19 protein-coding genes are annotated in these 22,755 nt (G+C 70.8%); 11 read left to right on the plus strand and 8 right to left on the minus strand.

Translation table 11 applies throughout. From position 1 onward, the window contains the following. Positions 1 to 41: 41 nt before the first annotated feature. Positions 42 to 2,600 (plus strand): EAL domain-containing protein, encoded by a 2,559-nt coding sequence (locus ACGFJ7_RS20465; RefSeq protein WP_392643115.1) that lies wholly within the window; start codon positions 42 to 44, stop codon positions 2,598 to 2,600. Positions 2,601 to 2,604: 4 nt separating this feature from the next. On the opposite strand, the gene ACGFJ7_RS20470 is transcribed toward ACGFJ7_RS20465, so the two are convergent. Both ACGFJ7_RS20470 and ACGFJ7_RS20475 read right to left on the minus strand, forming a co-directional pair. Continuing rightward, positions 2,605 to 3,426, minus strand: coding sequence for an SDR family oxidoreductase (locus tag ACGFJ7_RS20470; protein ID WP_392643116.1), 822 nt, complete (start codon positions 3,424 to 3,426; stop codon positions 2,605 to 2,607). Between the two features lie 60 nt (positions 3,427 to 3,486). Then, positions 3,487 to 4,311 (minus strand): SDR family NAD(P)-dependent oxidoreductase, encoded by an 825-nt coding sequence (locus ACGFJ7_RS20475; RefSeq protein WP_392643118.1) that lies wholly within the window; start codon positions 4,309 to 4,311, stop codon positions 3,487 to 3,489. 181 nt (positions 4,312 to 4,492) lie between these two features. Here ACGFJ7_RS20475 and ACGFJ7_RS20480 point away from each other — a divergent pair, with 181 nt between their 5' ends. Together ACGFJ7_RS20480 and ACGFJ7_RS20485 are read left to right on the plus strand one after the other, a co-directional pair. Then, positions 4,493 to 5,671: an MFS transporter gene (locus ACGFJ7_RS20480; RefSeq protein WP_360251512.1), complete on the plus strand. Its 1,179-nt coding sequence runs from the start codon at positions 4,493 to 4,495 to the stop codon at positions 5,669 to 5,671. Positions 5,672 to 5,713: 42 nt separating this feature from the next. Next, a complete protein-coding gene (locus tag ACGFJ7_RS20485) occupies positions 5,714 to 6,382 on the plus strand; it encodes an HAD family hydrolase (RefSeq protein WP_360251515.1) in 669 nt (222 codons plus the stop codon). Positions 6,383 to 6,395: 13 nt separating this feature from the next. Here the strand turns inward: ACGFJ7_RS20485 and ACGFJ7_RS20490 are convergent, their stop codons facing one another. Together ACGFJ7_RS20490 and ACGFJ7_RS20495 are read right to left on the minus strand one after the other, a co-directional pair. Further along, positions 6,396 to 6,818, minus strand: coding sequence for a MarR family transcriptional regulator (locus ACGFJ7_RS20490; RefSeq protein ID WP_360251518.1), 423 nt, complete (start codon positions 6,816 to 6,818; stop codon positions 6,396 to 6,398). Between the two features lie 3 nt (positions 6,819 to 6,821). Next, the gene (locus ACGFJ7_RS20495) at positions 6,822 to 7,238 is read right to left on the minus strand and encodes an SRPBCC family protein (RefSeq protein ID WP_360251521.1); all 417 of its coding nucleotides are present in this window, start codon (positions 7,236 to 7,238) and stop codon (positions 6,822 to 6,824) included. A 490-nt stretch (positions 7,239 to 7,728) separates the two neighbouring features. Between ACGFJ7_RS20495 and ACGFJ7_RS20500 the strand changes: the two genes are divergently transcribed. Continuing rightward, the gene (locus ACGFJ7_RS20500; protein ID WP_392643120.1) at positions 7,729 to 8,307 is read left to right on the plus strand and encodes a dihydrofolate reductase family protein; all 579 of its coding nucleotides are present in this window, start codon (positions 7,729 to 7,731) and stop codon (positions 8,305 to 8,307) included. Here the strand turns inward: ACGFJ7_RS20500 and ACGFJ7_RS20505 are convergent. Beyond that, entirely contained in the window at positions 8,291 to 8,833 is a 543-nt protein-coding gene (locus ACGFJ7_RS20505; protein ID WP_392643121.1) for a maleylpyruvate isomerase family mycothiol-dependent enzyme, read from the minus strand. The genes ACGFJ7_RS20500 and ACGFJ7_RS20505 overlap by 17 nt on opposite strands. Positions 8,834 to 8,981: 148 nt before the next feature. Here ACGFJ7_RS20505 and ACGFJ7_RS20510 point away from each other — a divergent pair, with 148 nt between their 5' ends. Further along, positions 8,982 to 9,131: a hypothetical protein gene (locus ACGFJ7_RS20510; RefSeq protein ID WP_360251533.1), complete on the plus strand. Its 150-nt coding sequence runs from the start codon at positions 8,982 to 8,984 to the stop codon at positions 9,129 to 9,131. Positions 9,132 to 9,209: 78 nt separating this feature from the next. Here the strand turns inward: ACGFJ7_RS20510 and ACGFJ7_RS20515 are convergent, their stop codons facing one another. Beyond that, a complete protein-coding gene (locus ACGFJ7_RS20515; RefSeq protein ID WP_360251536.1) occupies positions 9,210 to 11,150 on the minus strand; it encodes a galactose oxidase-like domain-containing protein in 1,941 nt (646 codons plus the stop codon). A gap of 392 nt (positions 11,151 to 11,542) precedes the next feature. On the opposite strand from ACGFJ7_RS20515, the gene ACGFJ7_RS20520 reads away from it, so the two are divergent. Both ACGFJ7_RS20520 and ACGFJ7_RS20525 read left to right on the plus strand, forming a co-directional pair. Then, positions 11,543 to 14,488, plus strand: a complete 2,946-nt coding sequence (locus ACGFJ7_RS20520) for a family 16 glycoside hydrolase (RefSeq protein WP_392643124.1) — start codon at positions 11,543 to 11,545, stop codon at positions 14,486 to 14,488. Positions 14,489 to 14,697: 209 nt separating this feature from the next. Further along, positions 14,698 to 15,678 (plus strand): TerC/Alx family metal homeostasis membrane protein, encoded by a 981-nt coding sequence (locus tag ACGFJ7_RS20525; protein ID WP_360251542.1) that lies wholly within the window; start codon positions 14,698 to 14,700, stop codon positions 15,676 to 15,678. Here ACGFJ7_RS20525 and ACGFJ7_RS20530 read toward each other — a convergent pair. Beyond that, positions 15,665 to 18,364, minus strand: a complete 2,700-nt coding sequence (locus ACGFJ7_RS20530; protein WP_392643126.1) for a glycoside hydrolase family 2 TIM barrel-domain containing protein — start codon at positions 18,362 to 18,364, stop codon at positions 15,665 to 15,667. The two genes, ACGFJ7_RS20525 and ACGFJ7_RS20530, sit on opposite strands and share 14 nt — an antisense overlap. A 180-nt stretch (positions 18,365 to 18,544) precedes the next feature. Between ACGFJ7_RS20530 and ACGFJ7_RS20535 the strand changes: the two genes are divergently transcribed. From ACGFJ7_RS20535 to ACGFJ7_RS20550, 4 genes are all read left to right on the plus strand, one after another. Continuing rightward, complete coding sequence (locus ACGFJ7_RS20535) at positions 18,545 to 19,078, plus strand: GNAT family N-acetyltransferase (protein WP_392643128.1); 534 nt, start codon at positions 18,545 to 18,547, stop codon at positions 19,076 to 19,078. Positions 19,079 to 19,163: 85 nt separating this feature from the next. Then, entirely contained in the window at positions 19,164 to 20,438 is a 1,275-nt protein-coding gene (locus ACGFJ7_RS20540) for a hypothetical protein (RefSeq protein ID WP_392643130.1), read from the plus strand. 145 nt (positions 20,439 to 20,583) lie between these two features. After that, entirely contained in the window at positions 20,584 to 20,919 is a 336-nt protein-coding gene (locus tag ACGFJ7_RS20545) for a PadR family transcriptional regulator (RefSeq protein ID WP_392643132.1), read from the plus strand. Next, a complete protein-coding gene (locus ACGFJ7_RS20550; protein ID WP_392643134.1) occupies positions 20,916 to 21,578 on the plus strand; it encodes a hypothetical protein in 663 nt (220 codons plus the stop codon). The genes ACGFJ7_RS20545 and ACGFJ7_RS20550 overlap by 4 nt, the downstream gene beginning before the upstream one ends. Here the strand turns inward: ACGFJ7_RS20550 and ACGFJ7_RS20555 are convergent. Further along, positions 21,564 to 22,715 carry an MFS transporter gene (locus ACGFJ7_RS20555; RefSeq protein ID WP_392643136.1) on the minus strand — a complete coding sequence of 384 codons (1,152 nt, stop codon included), beginning with the start codon at positions 22,713 to 22,715 and terminating at the stop codon, positions 21,564 to 21,566. The genes ACGFJ7_RS20550 and ACGFJ7_RS20555 overlap by 15 nt on opposite strands. Between the last annotated feature and the right edge of the window lie 40 nt (positions 22,716 to 22,755).

Below are 22,755 nucleotides of genomic sequence, written 5' to 3' on the forward strand. Positions count from 1 at the left end.
GGCCCGTAACCGTCGCGGCGAACGCTCGTTGGTTCTGCATCATGGCAGGCGGATCCCCTCTCCGGCTGATCGTGCCCGCGCTGCTGGCGACGGTCGCGCTGGCCTGCGCGTTCATCCTGCTGCCGACCGGAAGCGTGGCCGGCCTGCTGACCGCGGCCTCGGCTGTGACCGCTGTCGTCATGGCCCGCGCGGCCCGCACCGGCCGGTCGGCCGGGCCACCGGCCCGGGCCCTCGCGCTGGCCGGCGGGCTCGGCCTGACCGCGCTGGCCGGCGCCGCCAGCGGCATCGCCACCCTGGTGGCGCCGGACGTACTGGTCGACGGTGTGCCCCTGCCGGCCGAGATTCCGCTGGTCTCCATCTTCTTCGTGGCGACCCTCTACCTGCCGGCGATCCTGCGCCCGGCGCAGCGCCGCACGGGGCTGGCCCGCCTGCGTACGGCCCTGGACGTCGCCGGTGTCTGGACCTGCCTGATCTTCTCGTCCTGGCTGCTGCTGTTCAGCGACGGCGGCGAGCAGCGCGGCGCGACCATCACGGCACTGATCTTCGGCGGTGGCGCGGCCACCACGGCCGGAGTCGCCGGCGTCCACGCGATCCGCCACCGAACGGCACTGCAGTGGTGCGGTCCCGGCGCGGCGCTGTCGCTGGTCGGGCTGACCGCCCTGGTCATCGGCCTCGACTATCCGGGGATACCGAACGCGGCCATCGCGGCGGTCATCGCGGGTGCGGCGATAAATGTCGCCGGGGGCCTGCTGTGGTACGGGTCGGTGCGGCTGCGCCCGGACCTCGCGCCCCTGCCACCGCCGGACCTGCCTCTGCTCACGGTCCCGGTCATCGGCTCGGCCCTGATCACGGTCTTCCACCTGCTCAACGGCGGCGGCGTGGACGCGACGGCCATCATGCTGGGCACCCTGGGCATCGCGGTGGTGGCGGCCCGGGAATGGGTGTCGGCGGTCGCCCTGCGCCGCCAGGCGGGCCACCTCACCGACCAGGAGAACCGGCTGCGCAGCCTCACGTTCGGCGCCGCCGACGTGGCCCTGGTCCTCGACGCGAGCCTGGCCGTGCGCTGGCAGTCGTCGGCCGCGTTCCGCCAGTTCGGCCTGCCCCTGGGCCGCTGCGTCTCGGTCCTGGTCGACCCCGGCCAGGCCGAGGACGTCCACTCCTACCTGATGTCCCGCCTCGCCGCCCCGCACGCCACCGGGACCGGCTCCGACGGGATCGCGGTCCGGCTGCGGGACGGGTTCGGGCGGTGGCGCCAGACCGAGTGGACCGCCAGCGGCGCCGACCCGGCCGAGCCCGGCCAGACGCTCGTGGTGCACATCCGCGACGTCAGCAACGCCCGCGACCTGGAACTGGCGCTGCGCCAGGAGACCCACCTCGACCGGCACACCGGCCTGGCCAACCGTGAGGGACTGCTCCGGGCGGCCGGCCTCATCCCCGACGCGGCCGCGATCATCGTGGTCGAGCTGGGCGGCCTGACCGCCATCGGCGACGTGCACGGGCCCGCCCTGGCCGAGTCGGTGCTGGTCGAGGCGGCCCGCCGGCTGCGGTCCCGGGTGGCCGCGGCCGACGTACCGGCCCGCATCGGTGAGACCCGCCTGGCCGTGCTGACCCACTGCGGCGCCGTACGGGCCCACCTGCTCGCCGGCCAGTTGGTGAACGCCCTGTCGGCTCCCTACACGGCGGCCGGCACGGTCTCCCACCTCTCCGCCTGGGCCGGGCTGGCCGACCTGCCGGGAGACCAGCCCGCCGAGGAGGTGCTGCGCCGCTCGCAACTCGCCCTGCGGTCCGTACGCTCCGGGCCGCCCGGCGCCGTCGAGTGGTACGAGGCCGAGATGGAGACCAGGCTGCTGCGGCGCTCCACGCTCGAGCAGGACCTGCCCGGCGCCGCGATCGACCTGCTCTTCCAGGTGGTCGTCGAGCTACCGGGCCGGCGCCCGGCCGGTGTGGAGGTCGTGCCGGTGTGGCGGCACCCCACGCTGGGCACGATCCCGGTGGCCGAGCTGCTGGCCCTGGCCGAGGAGCTGGGTAGCCTCGCCACGATCGGCCGCCGGGTCCTGGAGACCTCGTGCCGCCTGCTCGCCGGGTGGCGCCGCCTGCACCCCGGCCTGTGGCTGGCCGTCGCCGTGCGCCCCCGCCAGCTGGCCGATCCGGCCTTCCAGGCGAGCCTGCACACCGCCCTGGAGTCGTACGGTCTGCCGTACTCGGCCCTGGTCGTCGAGGTCTCCGAGGACGACGTCCGCCAGCCCGGCGTCGACGAGGTCGCCGCCCGGCTGGGCCGGCTGCGCGCCGAGGGCGTCCGGACGGCGGTCGGCCACTTCGGCACCGGCCCCACCTCGCTGAGCCGCCTGCGGATCCTCCCGGTCGACCTGCTCAAGATCGACCAGGAGGTCTTCGCCGAACCGGCCGTCCTCGAGGTGGCCGTCACCCTGGGCCACCGCCTGGGCATGGAGGTCATCGCCCACGGCGTCGCCGGTCCGGGCGACCTGGACACCGCCCAGTCGGCCGGCTGCCAGCTGGCCCAGGGCGACCTGCTGGGCCGCCCGATGCCGGCCGAACACCTGGAGGCCGTCCTCGAACAGCACCACGACGCCCGGCGCTAGCCGGTCACCCCTGCGCCTCGATGGCGAGCGGCTGCCACTCGCGCCACTCGGCGAGCCGGGACTCGTAGTCGGCCGTGGCGATGCCGAGCGGCGCCTCGCCGAAGAACACGCGCAGCGGCGGCTTCTCGGCGTCGACGATCTTGAGGATGACCGCGCCCGTCGCGGCCGGATCACCCGGGTTCGCGACCCGCTTGCTGCGGGCTTCGGCGGCTTGGGCACGCACCTGTTCGTACGTGTCGAGCTTCGTCGCGTGCCGCGCCGACGAGCCGGCCCAGTCGGTGCTGAAGCCGCCCGGCTCGACCAGCGTCACCTTGATCCCGAAGAGCGCGACCTCCTGCGCCAGCGCCTGGCTGAACCCCTCGAGCGCCCACTTGGAGGCGTTGTAGACGCCGATGTTGGCGAACGCCGAGATGCCACCGATCGACGACACCTGAATGATGTTGCCGCCGCCGGCCTTGCGCAGGTAGGGCAGAGCACCCTGGGTCACCCAGAGCGCCCCGAACACGTTGGTCTCGAACTGCGCCCGGGCCTCCTGCTCGCTGATCTCCTCGATCATGCCGAACTGCCCGTACCCCGCGTTGTTGACGATCACGTCGAGCCGCCCGAAGTGGTCGTCGGCCGCCTTGAGCGCGTCGAGCACCGCCGCCCGGTCGGTCACGTCCAACGTCAGCGGCAGCACCTGGTTCCCGTACCGCTGAACAAGGTCTTTCAAAGAGTCGGCGCTGCGAGCCGTGGCGGCGACCCGGTCGCCCCGCTCCAGCGCCGCCGTCGCCCACTCCCGCCCGAAGCCACGCGAGCTGCCGGTGATGAACCAGGTCCTGGCCATCGGTATGTCCTTCCGCCGGTTGTCGCCCCAACCCTACGACCGGCCATGGTCATCCGCAGGTCAGAAACCGGTCGATTCGCTCAGCGACCGCCACCGGCTCATCTCGGCCCCCACCGCCAGCAGTTTCTGTTCGACGCGGTCCAGGGCGTCGCGGCCGAGCTGGACGCGGACCGGCGGATCGGCGGCGTCGGCGATGGTGACGACGGCGGCGGCCGCCTTGGCCGGATCCCCGGGCTGCCTGCCGTCGGCCGCCCGGAGAGCGCGAAGCCGCGTACCGACGGTCGCCTGATAGTCCTCGATCAGGGGGCGCTCGGTCGTCCGGGCGCTCGACGGGTCCAGGAAGTCCGTCCGGAACTGGCCCGGCTCGACCACCGTCGCCCTCACCCCGAGCCCGTCCAGCTCGACGTTGAGGGCTTCGGTCACCGCCTCGACCGCGAACTTCGAGACGCTGTACGCGCCGGAGCCGGGAACGGCCGTGAAGCCGCCCACCGACCCGATGTTGACGATCCGGCCGGACCGTTGCCGGCGCATCATCGGCAGCACCGCCCGCGTGGCCCGGATCAGACCCAGGACGTTGACCTCCAACAGCGATCGGATCTCGTCGTCGCCGGTCAGCTCGAGCGCCCCGAACAGGCCGTAGCCGGCGTTGTTGACGAGCACGTCGAGCCGCCCGAACTCACGCTCGGCCAGGCCGGCCACGGCCGCGACGTCGCCCGGGGAGCTGACGTCGAGCCGGACCACGCGGACGCCGGCCTCGAGCAGGGCGGGGTACGGGCGGTCGGTGTCGCGCACGCCGGCCAGCACAGTGTGCCCGGCCGAGGCCGCGGCCAAAGCGATGTGGTGACCGAGCCCGCGGGACGCGCCGGTGACAAGCCAGATGGACATGCACCGAATGCTGCCCGTCCCTGACCCCCGCGCCGAGGTGCGCATCCCCCTTCGATCAGTGCCGCCGGTGTGGACGTCGAACAGCGTTTCCGAGGTACGGATTCACGCGACGCTCCCGTGGACATTCCGGAGCCGCCACATCGGTACGGGGTACATCGGTACGGGGTAAGGAGTTCAGGAGATGACACGTCGGCTCACACTGCTGTTCGCGGTGGCCGCGGGCGCCGCGGTGGCCAACCTGTACTGGGCGCAGCCGCTGCTCGACCTCATCGCCGGCGACCTGCACGCGAGCCAGGCGGCCGCGGGATGGCTGGTCACCGCCACCCAGATCGGATACGCGGCCGGCATCCTGTGCATCGTCCCGCTCGGCGACATGCTCGACCGGCGGCGCCTGGTACGGACCGTGCTGCTGTGCTCGTCCGCCGCCGCGCTGCTGTGCGCCGTCGCGCCGTCGCTGCCGCTCCTGCTCGGCGCGCTCGTCCTGCTCGGGCTGACCGCGGTGGCCGGCCAGATTCTCGCGCCGCTGGCCGGGGACCTGGCGGACGACGCCACCCGGGGCCGGATCGTCGGCACGGTGATCTCGGGCATTCTGATCGGGGTGCTCGTCTCGCGGACGGTCGCCGGTTTCGTGGCCGGCGTGGCCGGCTGGCGGGCCATCTACGTCGTCGCGGCCGTGGTCGCGGCCGGCGCGGCCCTGGTCCTCCACCGGGCGGTGCCCACCCTGCCGGTACGGTCGCGAATCCCGTACCCCACGCTGTTGGCCTCGGTCTTCCGGGTGATCGCCCGGGAGCGGACCGCGCGCTGGACGGCCGTGCTGGCCGCCACCGCGTTCGGCACGTTCACGATGTTCTGGACGTCGCTGACGTTCCTGCTCAGCGGCCCCCCGTTCGGCTACTCGGTCCAGGTCATCGGCCTGTTCGGGGTGGCCGGCCTGGTCGGCGCGCTGGCCGCGCAGCGGGCGGGCGGGCTGCACGACCGCGGGCGCTCGATCCCCGCCACCGGCGCCGCCTGGGCGCTGACCGTGGTGTCGCTGACGCTGGCCCTCACCGGGCAGCGGTCGGTGGTGGCCGTCGTGGTCGCGATCGTGCTGCTCGACGCGGCGGTGCAGACCATCGGCATCCTCAACCAGACGCGCCTGTTCGCGCTCTCCGGCGAGGCCCGCAGCCGGCTCAACACCATCTACGTGACCAGCAACTTCCTCGGCGGCGCGGCCGGTTCGGCGCTGGCCACGATCCTGTGGCCGGTCGGCGGCTGGACATTGATCTGCGCCGTCGGTATCGCACTGAGCTGTTTCGCCCTCGGAGTCTGGGCCGTCGGCCGCCGCGGCGCCCTGATCCCCCACCCGGCCGGGAAGGGGTGACCCGTATGTCTGGTGGCCCGCAATCCTGGGTACCCCGCGGGGATGAGATCCGGAGTCCTGTTCGACGTCGACGGCACCTTGGTCGACTCCACGTACCTGCACACGGTCGCCTGGTGGGAGGCGCTGCGCCAGCGGGGCGCCGACGTACCCATGGCCGCGATCCACCGGGCGATCGGCATGGGTTCCGACAACCTGCTCGACCATCTGCTGGGCCCGTCCCGCGACCACGGCCAGGACGAGGAGTCCTCGACCGCCCACGACGTCCTGTACGGCGCGTGGTGGGAACGGCTGCGCCCGCTGCCCGGCGCGGCGGAGCTCCTGCGCGCGGTGGCCGGCCGCGGCCTCGCGGTCGCCCTGGCGTCGTCGGCGCAGGCGGCCGAGCTCGAACACCTGCGCCGGGTGATCGACGCCGACGACGTGATCACGGCGGCCACCTCGTCGGCCGACGCCGAGCGGACCAAGCCCGCCCCCGACATCCTCCAGGCCGCCCTCGACCAGTCCGGCATCGATCCGGCGTCAGCGGTCTTCGTCGGCGACTCGGTCTGGGACGTCAAGGCCGCGGCCAAGGTCGACATCCCGTGCATCGGCCTGGCCTGCGGCGGCACCTCGGCCGGCGAGCTGAAGGAGGCCGGAGCGATCGAGGTGTACGAGGATCCGGCCGCCCTGCTGTCGGCCCTCGACAAGTCCGCGATCGCGGCCCTGGTCAGTTAGCTCGCGGCCCAGGTCAGTTGGCGAGCGGCCGGAGCATCGCCAGCAGCGCTCCCGGGTCGGGCAGGGAGCCGAAGAAGGCGGCGTCGGTGGCCTCGACGACGGCGACGGCCTCCTTGGCGAGTTCGGCGCCGCGCTCGGTCACCCGCAGGCGCTTGACCCGGGTGTCGGCCGCGTCGACCTCCCGCCGGATCAGCTCCTTGGCCTCCAGCCGGCGGACCACCTGGGAGGTCATCTTGACGTCGGTGCCCGCCTGCCGGGCCACGCTGAGCTGGCTGGGCGGCTCACCGTGGGCGTTGAGCCACCAGGTGGTGGCCAGCAACACGAACTGCACGTGGGTCAGGTCGAGCGGGGCCAGCGCCGCGGTGATGTCCCGCTGCCAGCGCAACGTGACGTGCCAGAGCAGAAAGCCCGGGCTGTCGTTCGGGTCGAGGGCCACGGCTCAGCTCTCGGCGAGCCGAACGAGCGCCCCGACGACCTCGGGGAAGTCGGCGGTGATGGCCGGCCCCAGCTCCGGCCCGACCTGGTCGGCGGCGGGCCCGTCGATCTCGGTCCGGTAGACGACCCGGGTCTTCCCGGCCCCCGCGGGCTCCAGCGAGTGCACGGTCCGGACGACGAAGTCCCCCGCGTCCATCTCGTCGGTGAACAGCCGCCCCGGCACGACCTCGGTCAGCCGCATCCGCAGCGGCTCCTCCCCCGGCGGCGTCATCGTGAACGCGGTGCCCACCGCGAACGGCCCGTCCACCTCGATCTTCTCGATCCCCGCGTTCCATGTCGGCCACTGATCCACCGCCGACCAGTGACGCCACAGAACCTCGGGCGCCGCGCTGGTCTCCGCACTGTGCTCGTACTGCCACATGATCCGCTCCTCACGTCGATTGGCTGCGCAGAGACTATCTTCGCGCAGACTATCAGTCAACATGGTGGTCCAGTTTTGAGCGATGCCCCGCCTCGTGAAGCTCACCAAGAAGAAGCTCAACGGCAATCGGGGACTGGGATCACCGTCGACCTGTGCCGCCCCGTGACTCGAGACCGGGACGCGTGGAGCTTCGTCGACCTCGAACTCGACCTCTGGCACCTGCCGGACGACGACACGCCGTCCGGCACCGATCCCCGCCCCCGGCTCAGCCGGCACGGCCGGACCGTCGGCGTCGCCGACGACGACGAACTCGACGACGCCGTCAGCCGGGAATGGATCACCCCCGCCGAGGCGGCACGGACACGCGGCGAAGCCCGGTTGTCGCCGACCTCATCCTCGACGGGCGCCACCCGTTCACCCGGGCGGCGTGGGAACGCTTCGAGCGGGCGATCACCCGAAAACTGCCCGCTCCACGTTAGAGTCGCCGGGCATGGGACTCCTTACCTTCAGCCTCAACGTCACCCTGGACGGTTGCGTCGACCATCAGGCGGGGATCGCCGACGACGAGACGCACGCGCTCTTCACCCGCCTGATGGACGAGGCCGGCGCCATGCTGTGGGGCCGCGTCACCTACGAGATGATGGAGAGCTACTGGCCGGCCGTCGCCCGCGGCGACGTGCAGGCGCCGCCGGCTGAGCGCGAGTGGGCGGTCAATCTGGAGGCCAAACCCAAGTACGTGGTCTCGTCCACGCGTACGGAATTCCCGTGGACCAACAGCCACCACCTGGCCGGCGATCTGCGCGAGGGCGTACAGAAACTCAAGGACGCCAACCCGGACGGCGTCCTCCTCGGCAGCGGCAAGCTCGCGACCGAACTCGACCGGCTCGACCTGATCGACGAGTACCGGTTGCTCGTCCACCCCCGGATCGCCGGCCACGGCCCGACGCTGTACGCGGGTGGTCTGCCCAGCACGCGCCGGCTCGAGCTCATCTCGGCGGAGCCGCTGCGCAACGGGGCGGTGGCCATGCACTACCGGCGCGAGCCCACCGGCGTCAGCGCCGGCCGCTGAGCTTCAGCACGAGGTCACCGGCGGGCGCTTCGACCAGTACGCCGTCCCCGTACTCCCAGTCCAGGTCGGTGGCCCGCAGCCGCTGCCCGCCGGTGTCGACCCCGAAATGCTTGCCGTCGGCCAGCTCGTCGAGCACGAGCCGGGTGGCCTCGTCGCTCGCCGCACGCGGCAGGCCGAGGGCGGCCGTGATGTCGAGGCCGTGGATGACCACGTGGCTGAGGGCCCCGGCGGCGCCACCGCCCGGCGGGGCCCACCGGGCCATGGTGTCGCTGCGCAGGTCGGCCAGCAGCGACGCGAACGGCAGGTCACCGTCGCGGCGGGCCACCCGCTCGGACAGCGCGTCGAAGTCGTGCCCCACCGCCGCCAGTTCGGCCATGAACGCCGGCCCGTCGTAGCGGGCGGCCATAGTCATGTGGGCGACCACATGGCGTACCTCCCAGCCCGCACACAGCGAGGGGGCGGTCGGCGGCTGCCCGGCGAGCGCGTCGGCGAGGGCCTGAAACTGGGGCCCGACAAGCTCCTGCATGACTTTCTCCTCAAGTTCGACAACGGCGTACGGGTCCCGTCCGGCCCCCAGACGTGCGTGAGATGCTCAGGCTTCGTCAGACACGCGAAGACCAGCCCCACGGGCGCGTCGTGGACGTACCTCACCGCGTCTCCCCCAGCCGCCTCAGATGCTCGGCCTGCCGGGCATCGATCCAGGCCAGCGCCTCGACCAGCCGCTCCACCTGAAGGCTGGCCGGCCGCGCCTGAGCCTGCTGGCGGCCCGAGAGGACCTGAGCGCGCTCACCGAAGCCGGAGAGGCCGAAGGCGGTGCGGCGTGACAGGAGCCACTGCCCTTCCCTCCGAGACCAGCCTGGCCAGTGTCGGCCACGCGTCCGTCAGTGGCCTCCGCGCTGTCATCACCACGTCCACTTCTGCAGGGCTGCCCCGGTGCAGGTGACTATCTGGATCTGGGCTCGTTCGGCCGAGGAGGCGGCAGCCAGGCACAGCGTGGTCTTGGCGACCGGGCGGATGGTCTTGTCGGTGCCGTACTGCCAGGTCTGGGCTGGGGTGCCGTTGCAGGTGTAGATGAAGATGCGCTGGCCGGTGACGAAGTTCTGGCCGGGGATGTCCAGGCAGTTGCCCAGGACGCGCAGGGACTTGTCGTTGGGGAGGCGGGTCAGGGCCTGCGCCCTGGTGCCGTTGCAGGTGTAGGTCTGCAGGTAGGTCTTCAGGACCAGGGACGAGCCGGGGAGGTCGATGCAGCGGCCGGTGTCGTTTTTGACCTGGCTCATCAGCGGGTTCGGGGACTTCGGCACCTGGACCGTCTTGGCCACCGACGGGACGCCGTTGGCGTCGACGATGAACAGCATGTAGTAGCCGGGTGGGGCCACGCCGCCGTTCGGTGGGCCGGTGACCGTCAAGGCCGTACCGGAAACCGTGTATTTCAGCGGGATGTAGCGCTGACCCTGGTCGATGCTGTGGGTGACGTCGCCCAGGCCGACCAGGCCCACCTTGCGGATGGCCGACGCCTGCGGGGTCGACACCGTGAACGTGGCGCCGATGCCTACCGTGGCCGGCGCGGTGGTGATCGCCGGGCGGTCGGCCAGAGCGCCGCTACCGTCCTTTTTATACAGGTACGGCGGCGTGAAGTACTCGATGTTCTTCTCCAGATAGCCGGCGGCCATGCACGCTCCGCAGACGCCGCCGCCGCCGGTCAGGACGCGGCCGTCGGGCAGCAGCGCGGCCGTCGAGTGGTACTGGCGGATGCGGCTCGCCTCGGCCAGCACGGACCACTGGCCGGTTGCCGGGTCCCACCGTTCGGCTGTGGTGATGGCGTGGGCCAGGTCGACGTTGACGTTGACGGCGGCGCTCGTCATGCCGCCGGTGGCCAGGACCGAGCCGTCGGCGAGCAGGGTCGCGTTCAGCTGGCGGCGGCCGGTCGACAGGGAGCCGGTCGACGTGGTGGCCGGGAACATGGTGGCGCCGGTGCTCATCACCACCGCCGTCTTCGTCGGCACGTCGGCCACGCCGCCCTCGGTCATCTTGCCGCCGCCGACCACGACCGTCTTGCCGACGTCGTACGTGGCGAAGCTTCCGTAGTCGCGGAACAGGTTGTCGCGGTTGCCGGTCGCCGTGACGATGCCGATGCCGGACGTGTTGACGGTCCAGCCGGTGGTGTACGGGCCGATGACCCCGAGCTGGGTGTCGGGGCGGGAGCCCATGAAGGCGTAGAGGCGCGAACTGTACTTGGTGAATCCGGTGAGGGGGCGAATGGCGCCGTTCGCCTGATAGACCTCGGAGATCTCCGGGCCGCCGCCGACGATGACGTTTTCGCCGTTCGCCGTCTCGGCGACCGCCGGGTACCAGCGCGCGCCCGCCATGTCCTGTCCGCGGGTCCAGGTTTCGTTCTGCCAGTCGAAGATGTGCGTTTGGACGGTGCCGTCCAGCTGTGCGTTCGCATTTCCGCCGGCGACCAGGATGTTGCCGTTCGGAAGGTGGGCGAATCCGGCGCAGAAGATGTTCGAGCCTTGCAGATCAACGCGTTTGTACGTGTCGTCGGCCGGATTCCAGACCATCGCGCGGGTGAAGTTGTGGTCGGGGTAGGACTCGCTCGAGTTGTCGCCGACCGAGTCCCAGATCAGGGCTTTTCCGTTGGGCAGCACCGCGGTGAAGACCGGAATGACGGGCGTGTCGAGCACCGGGCTCCATGATCCGGACTTTCCGGGGTCGGCGGCGAGGTTCGCTTTCTTCTTCGCCGTTCCGGGCCGGACTCCGGTCGCCCGCTGGATGCGGTCCGCGTTTTCGGCGGTCTGCCGCTCGATGACACTGACCGGCGTTCCGGCCAGATCTTCGGCCATATGTTCCCGCGAGTCGTCATGGGCATGCGCATGGTCGTGCGAATGCACATGGACATGGTCATGTCCAGAAGCGGGTGTCACGTGAAATATGAATGCACCCAACAGCACCGATACGGAGAAAATAGCAAGACGCTTGTGCATGACTAAGCCCCTTTCCCCGAGCAAGTGGCTCACCTTAACCCCGCGTTAAGACACTCTTCAATGTCTCAACCCCCGAGATTTGGTTGCATCGCACAGCCCGTCCGTCTATGGCGACCAGCCGATCATCCGAGCGGCACTTTTGACTCGTACGAGGAAAGTTCGGGCAGGATCTTCGAAAGCCATGGACGCCCCGGCAAAAGTGGCCCACGATATTCACCATCCTGAATCACGGCTGTAATCGGAGAGCGCCGATGAAACGACTGCTCGTGGGTGCCCTGCTAGTGGGAACTTTCGCGACGGTGCCGGCCCAGGCCGCCGCTGCCGCCGATCCTCCGCAAGAACCCGGGGTGACGCTCCGGACGTACGACATCGGCACGGCGATGAGCCGGGTCTGTGAGCTCAAACCCGGCCAGACCCCCAACGTGGACAAGCTGATGCCCACGGTGGACTGGTCGAGCACCGACCAGTTCGGCCTCAGCGACAACTTCGTCACCCACGCGCTGGCCAACCTCACGGTGCCGGCCACCGGGGCGTACACGTTCCGGCTCGTCAGCGACGACGGCTCGAAGCTGTTCATCGGCGACACCCTGCTGATCGACCACGACGGCCTGCACGACGTCGAGCCGCCCGGCGAGGGCACGATCGACCTGACCGCGGGCGTCTACCCGATCCGCGTCGAACACTTCGACCGCGACGGCGGCCAGCGCCTCACCCTGTCGTGGAAGACGCCGGGCTCGAGCGACTTCGCGGTGGTGCCGACCAGCGCGCTCAGCACCGACGCCGGCGTGGTGCGGGTGACCGCGCCCGGCCGCAAGGAGTGCACCTCCGGCACGGACACCCCGGGCGACGGGCTGCCGCTGACCGCGGTGAACCCCGGATACGACCTCACGAACCTGCGCCCGCCGGGCTTCGAGCCGCAGGTCACCGGCATCGCCTGGCGACCCGACGGCAAGATGGTCATGTCCACCTGGGGTGGTTCGGACAAGGTGGCCGGCGAGGTCTACCTGGTCACCGGCGCGACCGGGCCGGGCCCGGTCACGTACCGGAAAATCGCCGAAGGCCTCAAGGAACCGATGGGCATCGCCGTCGTCGACGGCCTGGTCTACGTCTCGCAGAAGCATGAGCTGACCGAGCTGCGGGACACCAACGGCGACCAGGTGCTCGACGCGCGGCGCACGGTGGCGGTGTGGCCGTTCGGCGGCAACTTCCACGAGTTCGCGTTCGGGCTGCTCTACAAGGACGGCAACTTCCATCTGAACCTGTCGGTCTCGATCAACCTGGGCGGGGCGACCACCGACCCGCAGCCGGTCGGCGGGCGCGGCACGAGCATCGTCGTCAACCGCAAGACCGGCCAGGTGACCACGGTCGCCGGCGGCCTGCGCACACCGAACGGCATCGGCTGGGGCGACGACGGCAGCCTCTACGTCACCGACAACCAGGGTGGCTGGCTGCCCTCGTCCAAGCTCATCAAGATCTCCAAGGGCGCGTTCTACAACCACTACACCAACCCCGACGGCCCGTACGACGCTCAGCCCGTGACCCGTCCCGTGCTGTGGCTGCCGCAGAACCAGATCGCCAACTCGCCCAGCACCCCGGTCCAGCTCAAGTCCGGCCCGTACAAGGGGCAGTTCGTGATCGGCGACGTCACCTACGGCGGCCTGCAGCGGGCGTACCTGGAGAAGGTGAACGGCCAGGAGCAGGGCGCGGTCTTCCGGCACACACAGGGCCTGGAGGCCGGCGTCAACCGGGTCTCGCTCGGCCCGGACGGCTCGCTCTACCTCGGCGGGCTCGGCGCCGACGGCAACTGGGGCCAGGAGGGCAAGCTCCGCTTCGGCCTGCAGAAGCTCACCCCGAACGGCAAGAACGTCTTCGACATGAAGACCCTGAAGGCGACCTCGACCGGTTTCGCCATCGAGTACACCAAGCCGCTGTCGGACGAGACCATCGCGAAACTGCCCACGGCGTACGGCATCGAGCAGTGGCGTTATGTGCCGACCGAGCAGTACGGCGGGCCGGAGGTCGACAAGGAGACGCTGAAGGTGACCGGGGCCAAGGTCTCGGGCGACCGGAAGACGGTCACGCTGACCGTGGACGGGCTGCGCCGCGACCGCGTCGTGCACCTGCGCTCGCCGCGGCCGTTCGCGGCCCGCGACGGTGAGACGCTCTGGAGCACCGAGGCCTGGTACACGATGAACGAGAAGCCCGGCCCGCGCCAGCAGGAGGTCTTCTACGAGGTTGAGGAGGGCTCCCGCGAGGGCGGAGCGTCGCTCGCGACCGACCACCGCGGCTACTCCGGCGTCGGGTTCGTGGCCGGCTTCGGCAACCTGAACGCCTCGGCCACCACGCACGTCACGGTGGACAAGACCGGCGACTACGCGGTCGGGCTGCGCTACTCCAACGGCCCCAACCCGTTCAGCGGCGCCAAGACGGTCAGCGTGCACGTCAACGACCGCAAGGTGAAGCAGGTGTCGCTGCCGTCGACGGTCACCTGGGACGAGTGGGCGACCGCCACCGAGACGCTGCGGCTCACCAAGGGCGTCAGCAAGATCCAGTACCGGGTCGACGCCCTCGACACCGGGCACGTCAACCTCGACCTGATCAGCGTGCGCGAGCCCGGCAAGCGGATCGTCCTGTTCGACGGCAAGAGCCTGGACAACTGGCAGCACACCGACGGCCGCCGCCCGCAATGGCCGATCATCGACAAGAGCGCCACCGAGGTCTGCTGCGGTGACCTGCGTACCAAGGAAGCCTTCGGCGACTACAAGCTGCACGTCGAGTTCAAGGTGCCACTGCTCCCGCCGGAGGTGACCGGCCAGAACCGCGGCAACAGCGGGGTCTACCAGCAGGAGCGTTACGAGATTCAGATTCTTGACTCGTACGGGGACACGACGCTCGACAACAACGAGGCCGGCGCCATCTACACCGTCAAGGCGCCGGACGTGAACATGGCGACGCCGCCCGAGACGTGGCAGAAGTACGACATCACGTTCCGCGCCGCCCGCTACGACGCCTCCGGCGCCAAGACCGAGAACGCCCGGGTGACGGTCGTCTGGAACGGCCGGACGGTGCAGAACAACGTCGAGATCCCCAACGGCACCGGCGGCAACATCCCGGAGGGCCCGGCGACCGGGTCGATCCGCCTGCAGGACCACGGCAACAAGGTTCAGTACCGGAACGTCTGGATCGAAAGTCTTTAGTCCGGTCAAGGGCGGTGGCGGGGAGGTTGGATGGGCACGTTCAGGAGGCGTACAGGTTGGGTGACTAGGGTTCCGGGCTGAGGGGAGTACCTCGCTCAGAGCGCTGCGGTCATCACGGACGTCCCGGTACGTCCCCGTACGCTCGCCCGCGATCCAGCGGGTGAGGGAGACCTCGGACGATGACGTATGTCCGAGGAGGCTCTTCCCCGATGCTCGAATCCGTTGCCTCTCCGCAGCTGTGGGCGATCAGCATCCTGGTGCTGGTCGCCCTGCTGGCGGCCGACTTCTGGGTCACCCGCAAGCCCCACGACGTGCCCATGCGCGAGGCGGTCGGCTGGTCGGTCTTCTACCTGACCCTGCCGGCCGTCTTCGGCCTGGTGCTGTGGTGGGCGTACGGGAGCCGCCCGGCCGTCGAGTTCTACACCGGGTTCGTGGTCGAGAAGTCCCTGTCGGTCGACAACCTCTTCGTCTTCATGCTGCTGCTGGGCGCCTTCGCGGTGCCGCCGGCCCTGGCCCAGAGGGTTCTGCTGTACGGCATCGCGGGCGCCCTGGTCCTGCGGGGCGTCTTCATCGCGGCCGGCGCCGCCGTCCTTCAGGCCGGCACCTGGGCCTTCCTGCTGTTCGGCGCGGTGCTGCTGCTCACCGCGGTGAAGGTGATGCGGGACGCGGCCCGCGACGAGGAGCGCGCGATCGACATCGATCAGATGCGCAGCGTCCGGCTGATGCGCCGCTTCTTCCCGGTGACCAGGGACTACCGGGGCGCCAAGATGGTCGTCCGCGACGGCGGCCGCCGGGCCCTGACCCCGCTGGCCGTGGTCGTGGTCGCCGTCTTCATGACCGACATCGTGTTCGCGGTCGACTCGGTTCCGGCCGTGTACGGCGTCACCGAGGACCCGTACCTGGTCTTCGCGACGAACGCGTTCGCGCTGATGGGCCTGCGCGCCCTCTACTTCGTGCTGCGCAACGTGCTCGACAAGCTGCGCCACCTCGACTACGGCCTGGCGATCATCCTGGCCTTCATCGGCGTGAAGCTCGTCCTGCACTGGGCGCACGGCATCTGGCCGTCCCTGCCCGAGGTGCCGACGCTGGCCTCCCTCGGTTTCATCGCCCTGACCCTGCTCACCGTCACCCTGACCAGTCTGGCCGCGAACCGCCGCGACGCGGCCAAGGAGCTCGTCACACAGAAGTGATGGTGAAGCCCAGACGCGCCCGTGCGGCCCGGTACTCCGCCGAGGGCCGCACGGCCGGGCCGCAGCTGGCCGAGCCCAGGCCGGTCACGCCGGCCGCCAGGTGAACCCAGAGCAGGTCGCCCTCGGTCAGTTCGTGGGCGTGCCGCGCCTTCTCGAGCTGGGCGGTCGACCACGGGCGTACGGCCAGTTCGAACGGCTGGTCGCCCTCGATGGTCAGGTCACCCTCCGGATTCGACAGCGTCAGCCGGCTCACCGCCGACCGGTTGCCGTTCTCCTGCGGCACCACGTACGGGGTCTGGGCCTCCCGGACCGTCATGCCGTACCGCCCGTGCCGGACGGCGGCCCGCGAGTCGGGGTAGCTCTCCCCCGGGCCCAGGCCGAGCCATTCCAGCCACACCGAGCCCGGCTCGGGGGTCCGCAGGGCGAGCGCCACGCCCAGGCGCGGCAGGGGCAGCCGCCACTCGCCGCGCCGGTCGATGTCGACTTCGAGGCGCAGGGCGTCACCGGCCGCCGCCCAGCGGTACTCCACCTCGAAACCGCTGTCCAGCCCGGGCGAACCGTAGTGGACACGCCGGCGCCACCACTCGCCGTCCGGCCGTTCCTCCACGGTTCGTTCGACGAGCTGGTGCAGGCCCGCCGTACGCCATCGCTCCTCCAGCGAAGCGTGATCGTTGTCCGTCGGCGCCCGCCAGGCGTCCAGGGTGAGCGCCGCGATCGGGAACGGCCCCAGCGTCGCCGGCCGCGCCGGCGTGAGCGGTCCCGGGGCGACGGGTGACGCCGGGGCCGGCCGCTGCGCACAGGAGAGCGCGTTGCCCTCGACCGTCGCCGTGACGGTCAGCCCGGCGCCCGCGGCCAGCGGAAGGGGGACGCGCCGCCAGGACAGCGGGGCCACCGTGGGCACGTCGAGCACGCCCTCGTCGACGACCATGCCGTCGGTTTCCGTGGACCAGGCGAAGACCACCTTGCCGGTGCTGGTGAAGCTCCACCGGTTCTCGACCACGAGCTCGCCGCCGTCCAGCCGCAGGCGCACCGGCGCGATCACCGCCGCGAACTCGGCCAGGCCGGGCGACGGCGTCCGGTCCGGCCGCACGAGCCCGTCGATGACGAAGGAGCCGTCGTGCACGGTTTCGCCGAAGTCACCGCCGTACCGCCGCTCCGGCCCGAGGCCGTGGTCGATCCACTCCCAGACGAAGCCGCCGGCCAGCCGCGGGTGGGCGTCGATGACGGCCTCGTAGTCGGCCAGGCCGCCGGGCCCGTTGCCCATCGCGTGCCCGTACTCGCACATGATCATCGGAAGGCCGCGGCGGCGCCGGTCCCGGTCCGGGTCGGCCAGCGGCGGCTCCTCGCCCCGGCCGATCGCCGCCAGCTCGTCGTAGTCCACGTACATCCGGCTGTAGACGTCGACGCTCTCGCACTCGGCGTCCCCCTCGTAGTGAACCGGCCGGTCCGGGTCCCGCTCGGCGGTCCAGCGGGCGTTGGCGGCCAGGTTGCGGCCCCAGCCGGCCTCGTTGCCGAGCGACCAGATCACGACGCTCGGCGCGTTCTTGTCGCGCTCGACCATGCGCCGCATCCGGTCGAGGTAGACGCCGGCCCAGGCCGGGTCGTCCGACGGGTTGCCGCGCCAGCCGGCCAGCGAGAAGCCGTGCGTCTCGAGGTCGCACTCCTCGATCACGTAGAGGCCGTACCGGTCGCACAGTTCGAGGAAGTACGGGTCGGGCGGGTAGTGGCTCGTGCGTACGGCGTTGATGTGGTGCTGTTTCATCAGCGCGACGTCGCGCTCCATCACCTCGCGCGACACCGCCCGGCCGCACTCCGGGTCGAAGTCGTGCCGGTTGACGCCGCGGAACACCAGCGGCGCGCCGTTGAGCAGCAGACGGCCGTCCTCGACGCCGACGGTCCGGAATCCGACGTCGAGCGACACGGTCTCGGCGTCGGTGCTCACGAGCAGCTGGTAGAGCCGCGGACTCTCGGCCGACCAGGGCTGGACCTCGTTCAGCGGCGAGGACAGCTCCCACCGGACCGGCCGGCTGCTCGTCGCCTCGACCGTCAACGTGCCGGTGCCCTCGACGTGGTCGTAGCCGGCCACCACCCGTACGTCGTCGATTCCGCCCTCCGGCCGATGCAGCAGCGCGACCGACCGGAAGATGCCGGACAGCCACCACTGGTCCTGGTCCTCGACGTAGCTGCCGAAACTCCACTGGTGCACCCGGACCGCGAGAACGTCGTCGCCGCCGGTCAGCGCGCCGGTCACGTCGAACTCGACGGTCAGCCGGCTGCCGGACGAGGTCCCGACGGAGACGCCGTTCACCCACACCTCGAACCACGAGTCGACGCCGTCGAAACGCAGCAGGACCCGGCCGCCGTCCCAGTCCTGCGGCCGGCGCACGATCCGCCGGTACTCGCCGGTCGGGTTCGCCTCCGGCACCCGCGGCGGGTCGATCGGGAAGGGAAAACGCACATTGGTGTACGCCGGTGCGCCGTACCCGTAGAGCTGCCAGTGCCCGGGAACCGGGATCTCGTCCCAGTCCACACCCGGATCGCCCGGCTGCCGCCCGGTGTCCGCCGTCGGCGACCAGGCAAAACGCCACAGCCCGTCCAGCGACTCGACGCCCGCGTCGGTCGCGAGCCGCGCCCGCGCCGGCACCGCGCCGGTGGGCGGCGACACGATCTCGTATGCGGCGGTCATCGCAGCCTCACCGGTCCCCCCGAGGTCAGATCCACCATCGTAAGTACGCCGTCCACCGCGACGGTAACCGTCGCGCGCGAAGGCGGCTGATCGGAGGAGGACATCCGTTTTCTCCGGTACGCCCTGGCCCAAAGACCCTCCCTGGCCGGTACCCGGCGACGGCGGGCTAGAGTCCGGCCGATGACGACGGAGCTGACCCGGTGGCCCGAGCCCGAGATCGGCCCGGAACTGCACGGCAGCCTGCGGGACCTGCTGGCGGACTGCTTTCCCGGCTACCCGGACCGCAGCTACTTCAAGATCCCACCCCATTTCCGGTACGTCGTGACGGACGGCCCCGCGGTCGTGGCGCACCTGGGCGCCGAACTCCGCGTGATCCGCGTGGGCGACCGGATCCTGCGCACGTTCGGCGTCGTCGACCTGTGCGTCCGCGCGACCCACCGGGGCCAGGGCTTGGCCGGCCGCTTGCTGACCGAGCTGACCGCCTACGCCACCGCCTGCGCCATGGACTTCATCCTCCTCTTCGCCGACGACGACACCCTCTACACCCGCCACGGCTTCACCCGAGTGGCCAACCCCCTGAGCTGGGTGAAAATCAACGACCACCAGGTGATCGGCCTGGCCCGCTCAGTGACCCCCCACGAGCTGATGGCCCGCCCCGTGACCACCGCCACCTGGCCACCCGGCGAGATAGACCTGCTCGGCCACGTCTTCTGACCGCCGCCCTCACTCGCACGGCCTCACCTGTCAGATCGAGGGCCGGCTATCGAGGATCACCGATCCGGCGTGTCATGGTGAACGGATGTGGAAGTGGCCTTCGCGGCGCCCTCGTGAGGCGCCGGCTCAGACGCCGGCGCCGCAGTTCCAGGGCGCGGTGTTACTCGACAACACGACCGTCTTCGGGGCACGGCGTGCGCTCGAGTGGGAGCCCGCCCTGTCGCGCACGCTGCCACCCGGAGTGGATCTCCGGTCGCTCATGGACGTCCTCGAGATGATCGTTCTCGCCAACGATCTGCTCGTCGACTCGGCCAGCCGGGTGGAGCACGCCTGGCCCGATCTGGAGCGGGCCAGTGACAACAGCTCGTCGTTCTACCTCGACACGGAACTCTCGGCCGTCGGCGAGGTGGCCATCGTGGACGAGCTCTTCGATCTCAGCATCCAGCAGGCCAGTCATCTCGTCGCCTCGGGGGAACTGCGGACCCAGCTCGGCTTCCTGCCTTCGCTGCGCGAGGTCGAGGTACTGCCGGACATCTATCGGGACCACGAGGACTTCGTCGACAAGACGATGTCGTCGGTCTACCACATCGCCAGCCCCAGCATGGTCGACGCCCGGCCGGCCGACTCGGCCACGCTCGCCGGGCTGCGGCAGCGGCTCGACGACTTCGTGGACGGACTCGACATCCTGACGCCCGAGCTGCGGAACTTCGCCCTCTTCACCTTCCGCGGCTTCTACTACCAACAGCTCGCGCACCTGTTGAGCTTGTCGTACGTGCCGCACGCGTGGCGGTCGGGGGCCATCGCGTCGCAGCTCACCGAGCCGGTGGACCGGTTCCGGCGGATGGCGCTCGGCGTCGGGGAGCAACTGCGCAAGGAGGTGCGGGATTCGATAAACGCCGAGTTCACCGCGCCGGCTCTGCGGGCCGAGTTCCCGCTCATCGCCTCGTATGTCATCGGGCAGGCGACGAGCCGTGGCGACCTGCTGCGCACGGCTATCGACATCCGCGACACGGCCAAGGCCGCCCGGTTCCGCGGCTGGATTCTCGACATCGAGACCCGGATCCGCGATGAACACGACCTCGGCCGGATCAAGCAGGCGCAGGACGAGCTGACCGATCTCGTCCAGGATCTGAGGGCGGACTTCGGCCTGGCCGAACGCGCCGGTCAGGAGATCAAGATCCGCCTCGGGCTGCCGACGCCGGTGACCCCGTCGGTGGAGAGCGCGTTCCGGGTGCACCGGCCGTACTGGATGGAACGGGTTCTGCGGCGCCGCACCCACCTCGTCTTCCTGCGCGAGCTGGCACGGGAGTCGGTGAGCCTGCCCCCGTTCATCAAGCGGTACGAGGCACTGCCCAGCTGACTCCCGGCGCCCGCATCGAAGTGGTCAGTCGCACGTGGTCCGCACGGCGAGGTCGCCCGAGCTGTTCCAGAACACGGTGAAATCCACGCGCCGGGTCTGTGCCGGACAGCGCGAACATCTACCTGTACCTAGGTACGATAAGCGCATGGCAGAGGGACCTGTGCGTGTCACCCAGCCTCTGCTGGACGTTCTCGAAGTGCTGCTGAGCACCGAGGACTTCCGGCAGCACGGCTGGGCGATCATGAAGGCGACCAAGCGGGCCGGCCCCACGGTGTACCGGATCCTGGACCGGCTGCGCGAGGCCGACTGGGTGGCCGCCGAGTGGGAGGCTCCGCAACCCGAGCAGACCACGCCGCCGCGGCGGTTCTATCAGCTGACCCCGAACGGCCGGGTCAGCGCGCTGGCCCTGATCGAGGAGCGCCGCTCAAGCCGGCGGCAACCACGATGGGGTCTCGGCTTCGGGTTCGGCGGTGCCCGGTGAGCACGCGGATCAAGGTGCTCGTCACCGTGGCCGCGCTGGTCGCCGTGACCTGGTGGGCGGCGACCACGAAGAACGTGCTCGGCGCGATCGTCGTGGGCTTGTTCGTCAACGAGTTCGGCGAGCTGTCGCCGTGGCTGGCCCGTCACCTCGTGAACTGGGCCGCCTACCGGTGGACCGCCGATCCCCGCGACGCCGCCGACCTCTCCCGGGAGTGGCAGGGCATCATCGATCAGCGGCCGGGCAAGCTGTTCAAGCTCTTCACCGCCGCCGGGTTCGCCTCCAGCGCCGGCGCCACGGTGGCCCGGCCGGCCCTGGCCCGCTTCTGGCGCGGCCGGGCGGTCCGGGGCGCCGTCGCCGCGCTCACGACCGTCGGGGCGCTGACGGGTGCGGTGGTGTTCGTGGCCGACCGCGTTCCCGCCGACAACCCCGACGGGATCTTCTTGGTGATCACCAACGTGATGCTGTTCGTCATCGGAGCGGTCGCCGTCCTCATGCTGATCATCGGCGGCATCCGATACACGACGTCGGGCGGCGATCAAGGCGCGATCACCAGCGCCAAGAACACGATCCTGTACGCCGTCGTGGGTGTGGTGGTCTCCATCATGGCGTACGCGATGGTGAACTTCGTGATCGCACAGTTCGCGTCAGCGGGCGGGTAGCCGAGGCCGGGCCGGCTGGCCGATCGCCCACGCCGCCAGCGCGCCGGCGGCGAACACCGCGCCGAGCGCGCTGGAGGCGGCCCATCCGCCCGCCGAGTACAGAGCGGTGGTCGCCGCGGCGCCGAGCGCGGAACCCAACGAATAGAACACCATGTATGCCCCGATGACCGTGCCCGACCGGTCCGGGTAGGTGGCGGTCAGCCGATGCTGGTTGCTGACGTGCGCGGCCTGCACGGCGAAGTCCAGCACCACGATCCCGGCGGCCAGCAGCCACAGCGACCGGGTCAACTGCGCGATCGCCGCCCAGGACGCCGTGAGCAGGACGAGCGCGGCCCCCGTCACCACGCGGGCACGCCCGGCGTCCGCCCAGCGCCCGGCCCGCGCCGCGCCCAGCGCCCCGGCCAGGCCGGCCAGCCCGAACAGCCCGATCTGCGCCTCGCCCAGCGACCATGGCCGGTCGGCCAGCGGGAGCGCCATCCCGCTCCACAGTGTGCCGAACGACGCGAAGGCGAAGAACGCGATCAGGCCCCGCGACCAGAACAATCGCTCCGTGAGCAACCCACCCAGGGGGACCGTCGCGCCCGCGCGACGCTGGTCCGCGGGCAGCGCGACACGGACGACCGCCGCCAGGAGGACCGCGGCCAGCCCGAGAACGACGTAGACGCCTCGCCATTGCCAGGCCTGCGCGAGCACCCCGGCGAGAACGCGGCCGCCGAGGATGCCGATCACGACTCCGGACGTCACGATCCCGATGGTGCGGCCCCGTTCCGCGGCCGGCGCCACCGCGGCGGCGTACGCGACGGTAGTCTGCACGACCACCGCGAACAGCCCCGCCACGCCCAGGCCGGCGAACGCCACCCAAGCCGACCCCGCGCACCCGGTGACGAGCATGCCCGTCCCGGTCAGCGCGAGTTGCGCCGCGATCAGCCGTCGCCGGTCCACCACATCGCCGAGCGGCACGAGCAGCACGAGTCCGATCAAGTAACCGATCTGCCCGATCGCCACCAGCCATCCCGTGTCCGCCGGCTCGATGACGAGGTCCCGGCCCATCGGCTTCAGGATCGGCTGCGCCACATAGACGCTCGCCACCGCTACCCCGCAGACCGCCGCCAGCAACAGCCGATGCCGGACACCCATCACCGCTCCGATCAGTAGCAAATTGCAACTGATCGGAGCG

It is taken from the genome of Actinoplanes sp. NPDC048988, from assembly GCF_043197815.1.
GTDB lineage: Bacteria > Actinomycetota > Actinomycetes > Mycobacteriales > Micromonosporaceae > Actinoplanes.

Excerpts from the sequence above, each read along its gene's own strand:
- ACGFJ7_RS20485 (WP_360251515.1), top strand. The coding sequence starts at position 5,714 with ATGAGATCCGGAGTCCTGTTCGACGTCGACGGCACCTTGGTCGACTCC.
- ACGFJ7_RS20530 (WP_392643126.1), bottom strand. The coding sequence starts at position 18,364 with ATGACCGCCGCATACGAGATCGTGTCGCCGCCCACCGGCGCGGTGCCG.
- ACGFJ7_RS20540 (WP_392643130.1), top strand. The coding sequence starts at position 19,164 with ATGTGGAAGTGGCCTTCGCGGCGCCCTCGTGAGGCGCCGGCTCAGACG.
- ACGFJ7_RS20500 (WP_392643120.1), top strand. The coding sequence starts at position 7,729 with ATGGGACTCCTTACCTTCAGCCTCAACGTCACCCTGGACGGTTGCGTC.
- ACGFJ7_RS20510 (WP_360251533.1), top strand. The coding sequence starts at position 8,982 with ATGCTCGGCCTGCCGGGCATCGATCCAGGCCAGCGCCTCGACCAGCCG.
- ACGFJ7_RS20525 (WP_360251542.1), top strand. The coding sequence starts at position 14,698 with ATGCTCGAATCCGTTGCCTCTCCGCAGCTGTGGGCGATCAGCATCCTG.
- ACGFJ7_RS20545 (WP_392643132.1), top strand. The coding sequence starts at position 20,584 with ATGGCAGAGGGACCTGTGCGTGTCACCCAGCCTCTGCTGGACGTTCTC.
- ACGFJ7_RS20495 (WP_360251521.1), bottom strand. The coding sequence starts at position 7,238 with ATGTGGCAGTACGAGCACAGTGCGGAGACCAGCGCGGCGCCCGAGGTT.
- ACGFJ7_RS20480 (WP_360251512.1), top strand. The coding sequence starts at position 4,493 with ATGACACGTCGGCTCACACTGCTGTTCGCGGTGGCCGCGGGCGCCGCG.
- ACGFJ7_RS20470 (WP_392643116.1), bottom strand. The coding sequence starts at position 3,426 with ATGGCCAGGACCTGGTTCATCACCGGCAGCTCGCGTGGCTTCGGGCGG.
- ACGFJ7_RS20515 (WP_360251536.1), bottom strand. The coding sequence starts at position 11,150 with ATGGCCGAAGATCTGGCCGGAACGCCGGTCAGTGTCATCGAGCGGCAG.
- ACGFJ7_RS20505 (WP_392643121.1), bottom strand. The coding sequence starts at position 8,833 with ATGCAGGAGCTTGTCGGGCCCCAGTTTCAGGCCCTCGCCGACGCGCTC.
- ACGFJ7_RS20535 (WP_392643128.1), top strand. The coding sequence starts at position 18,545 with ATGACGACGGAGCTGACCCGGTGGCCCGAGCCCGAGATCGGCCCGGAA.
- ACGFJ7_RS20520 (WP_392643124.1), top strand. The coding sequence starts at position 11,543 with ATGAAACGACTGCTCGTGGGTGCCCTGCTAGTGGGAACTTTCGCGACG.
- ACGFJ7_RS20555 (WP_392643136.1), bottom strand. The coding sequence starts at position 22,715 with ATGGGTGTCCGGCATCGGCTGTTGCTGGCGGCGGTCTGCGGGGTAGCG.
- ACGFJ7_RS20465 (WP_392643115.1), top strand. The coding sequence starts at position 42 with ATGGCAGGCGGATCCCCTCTCCGGCTGATCGTGCCCGCGCTGCTGGCG.
- ACGFJ7_RS20475 (WP_392643118.1), bottom strand. The coding sequence starts at position 4,311 with ATGTCCATCTGGCTTGTCACCGGCGCGTCCCGCGGGCTCGGTCACCAC.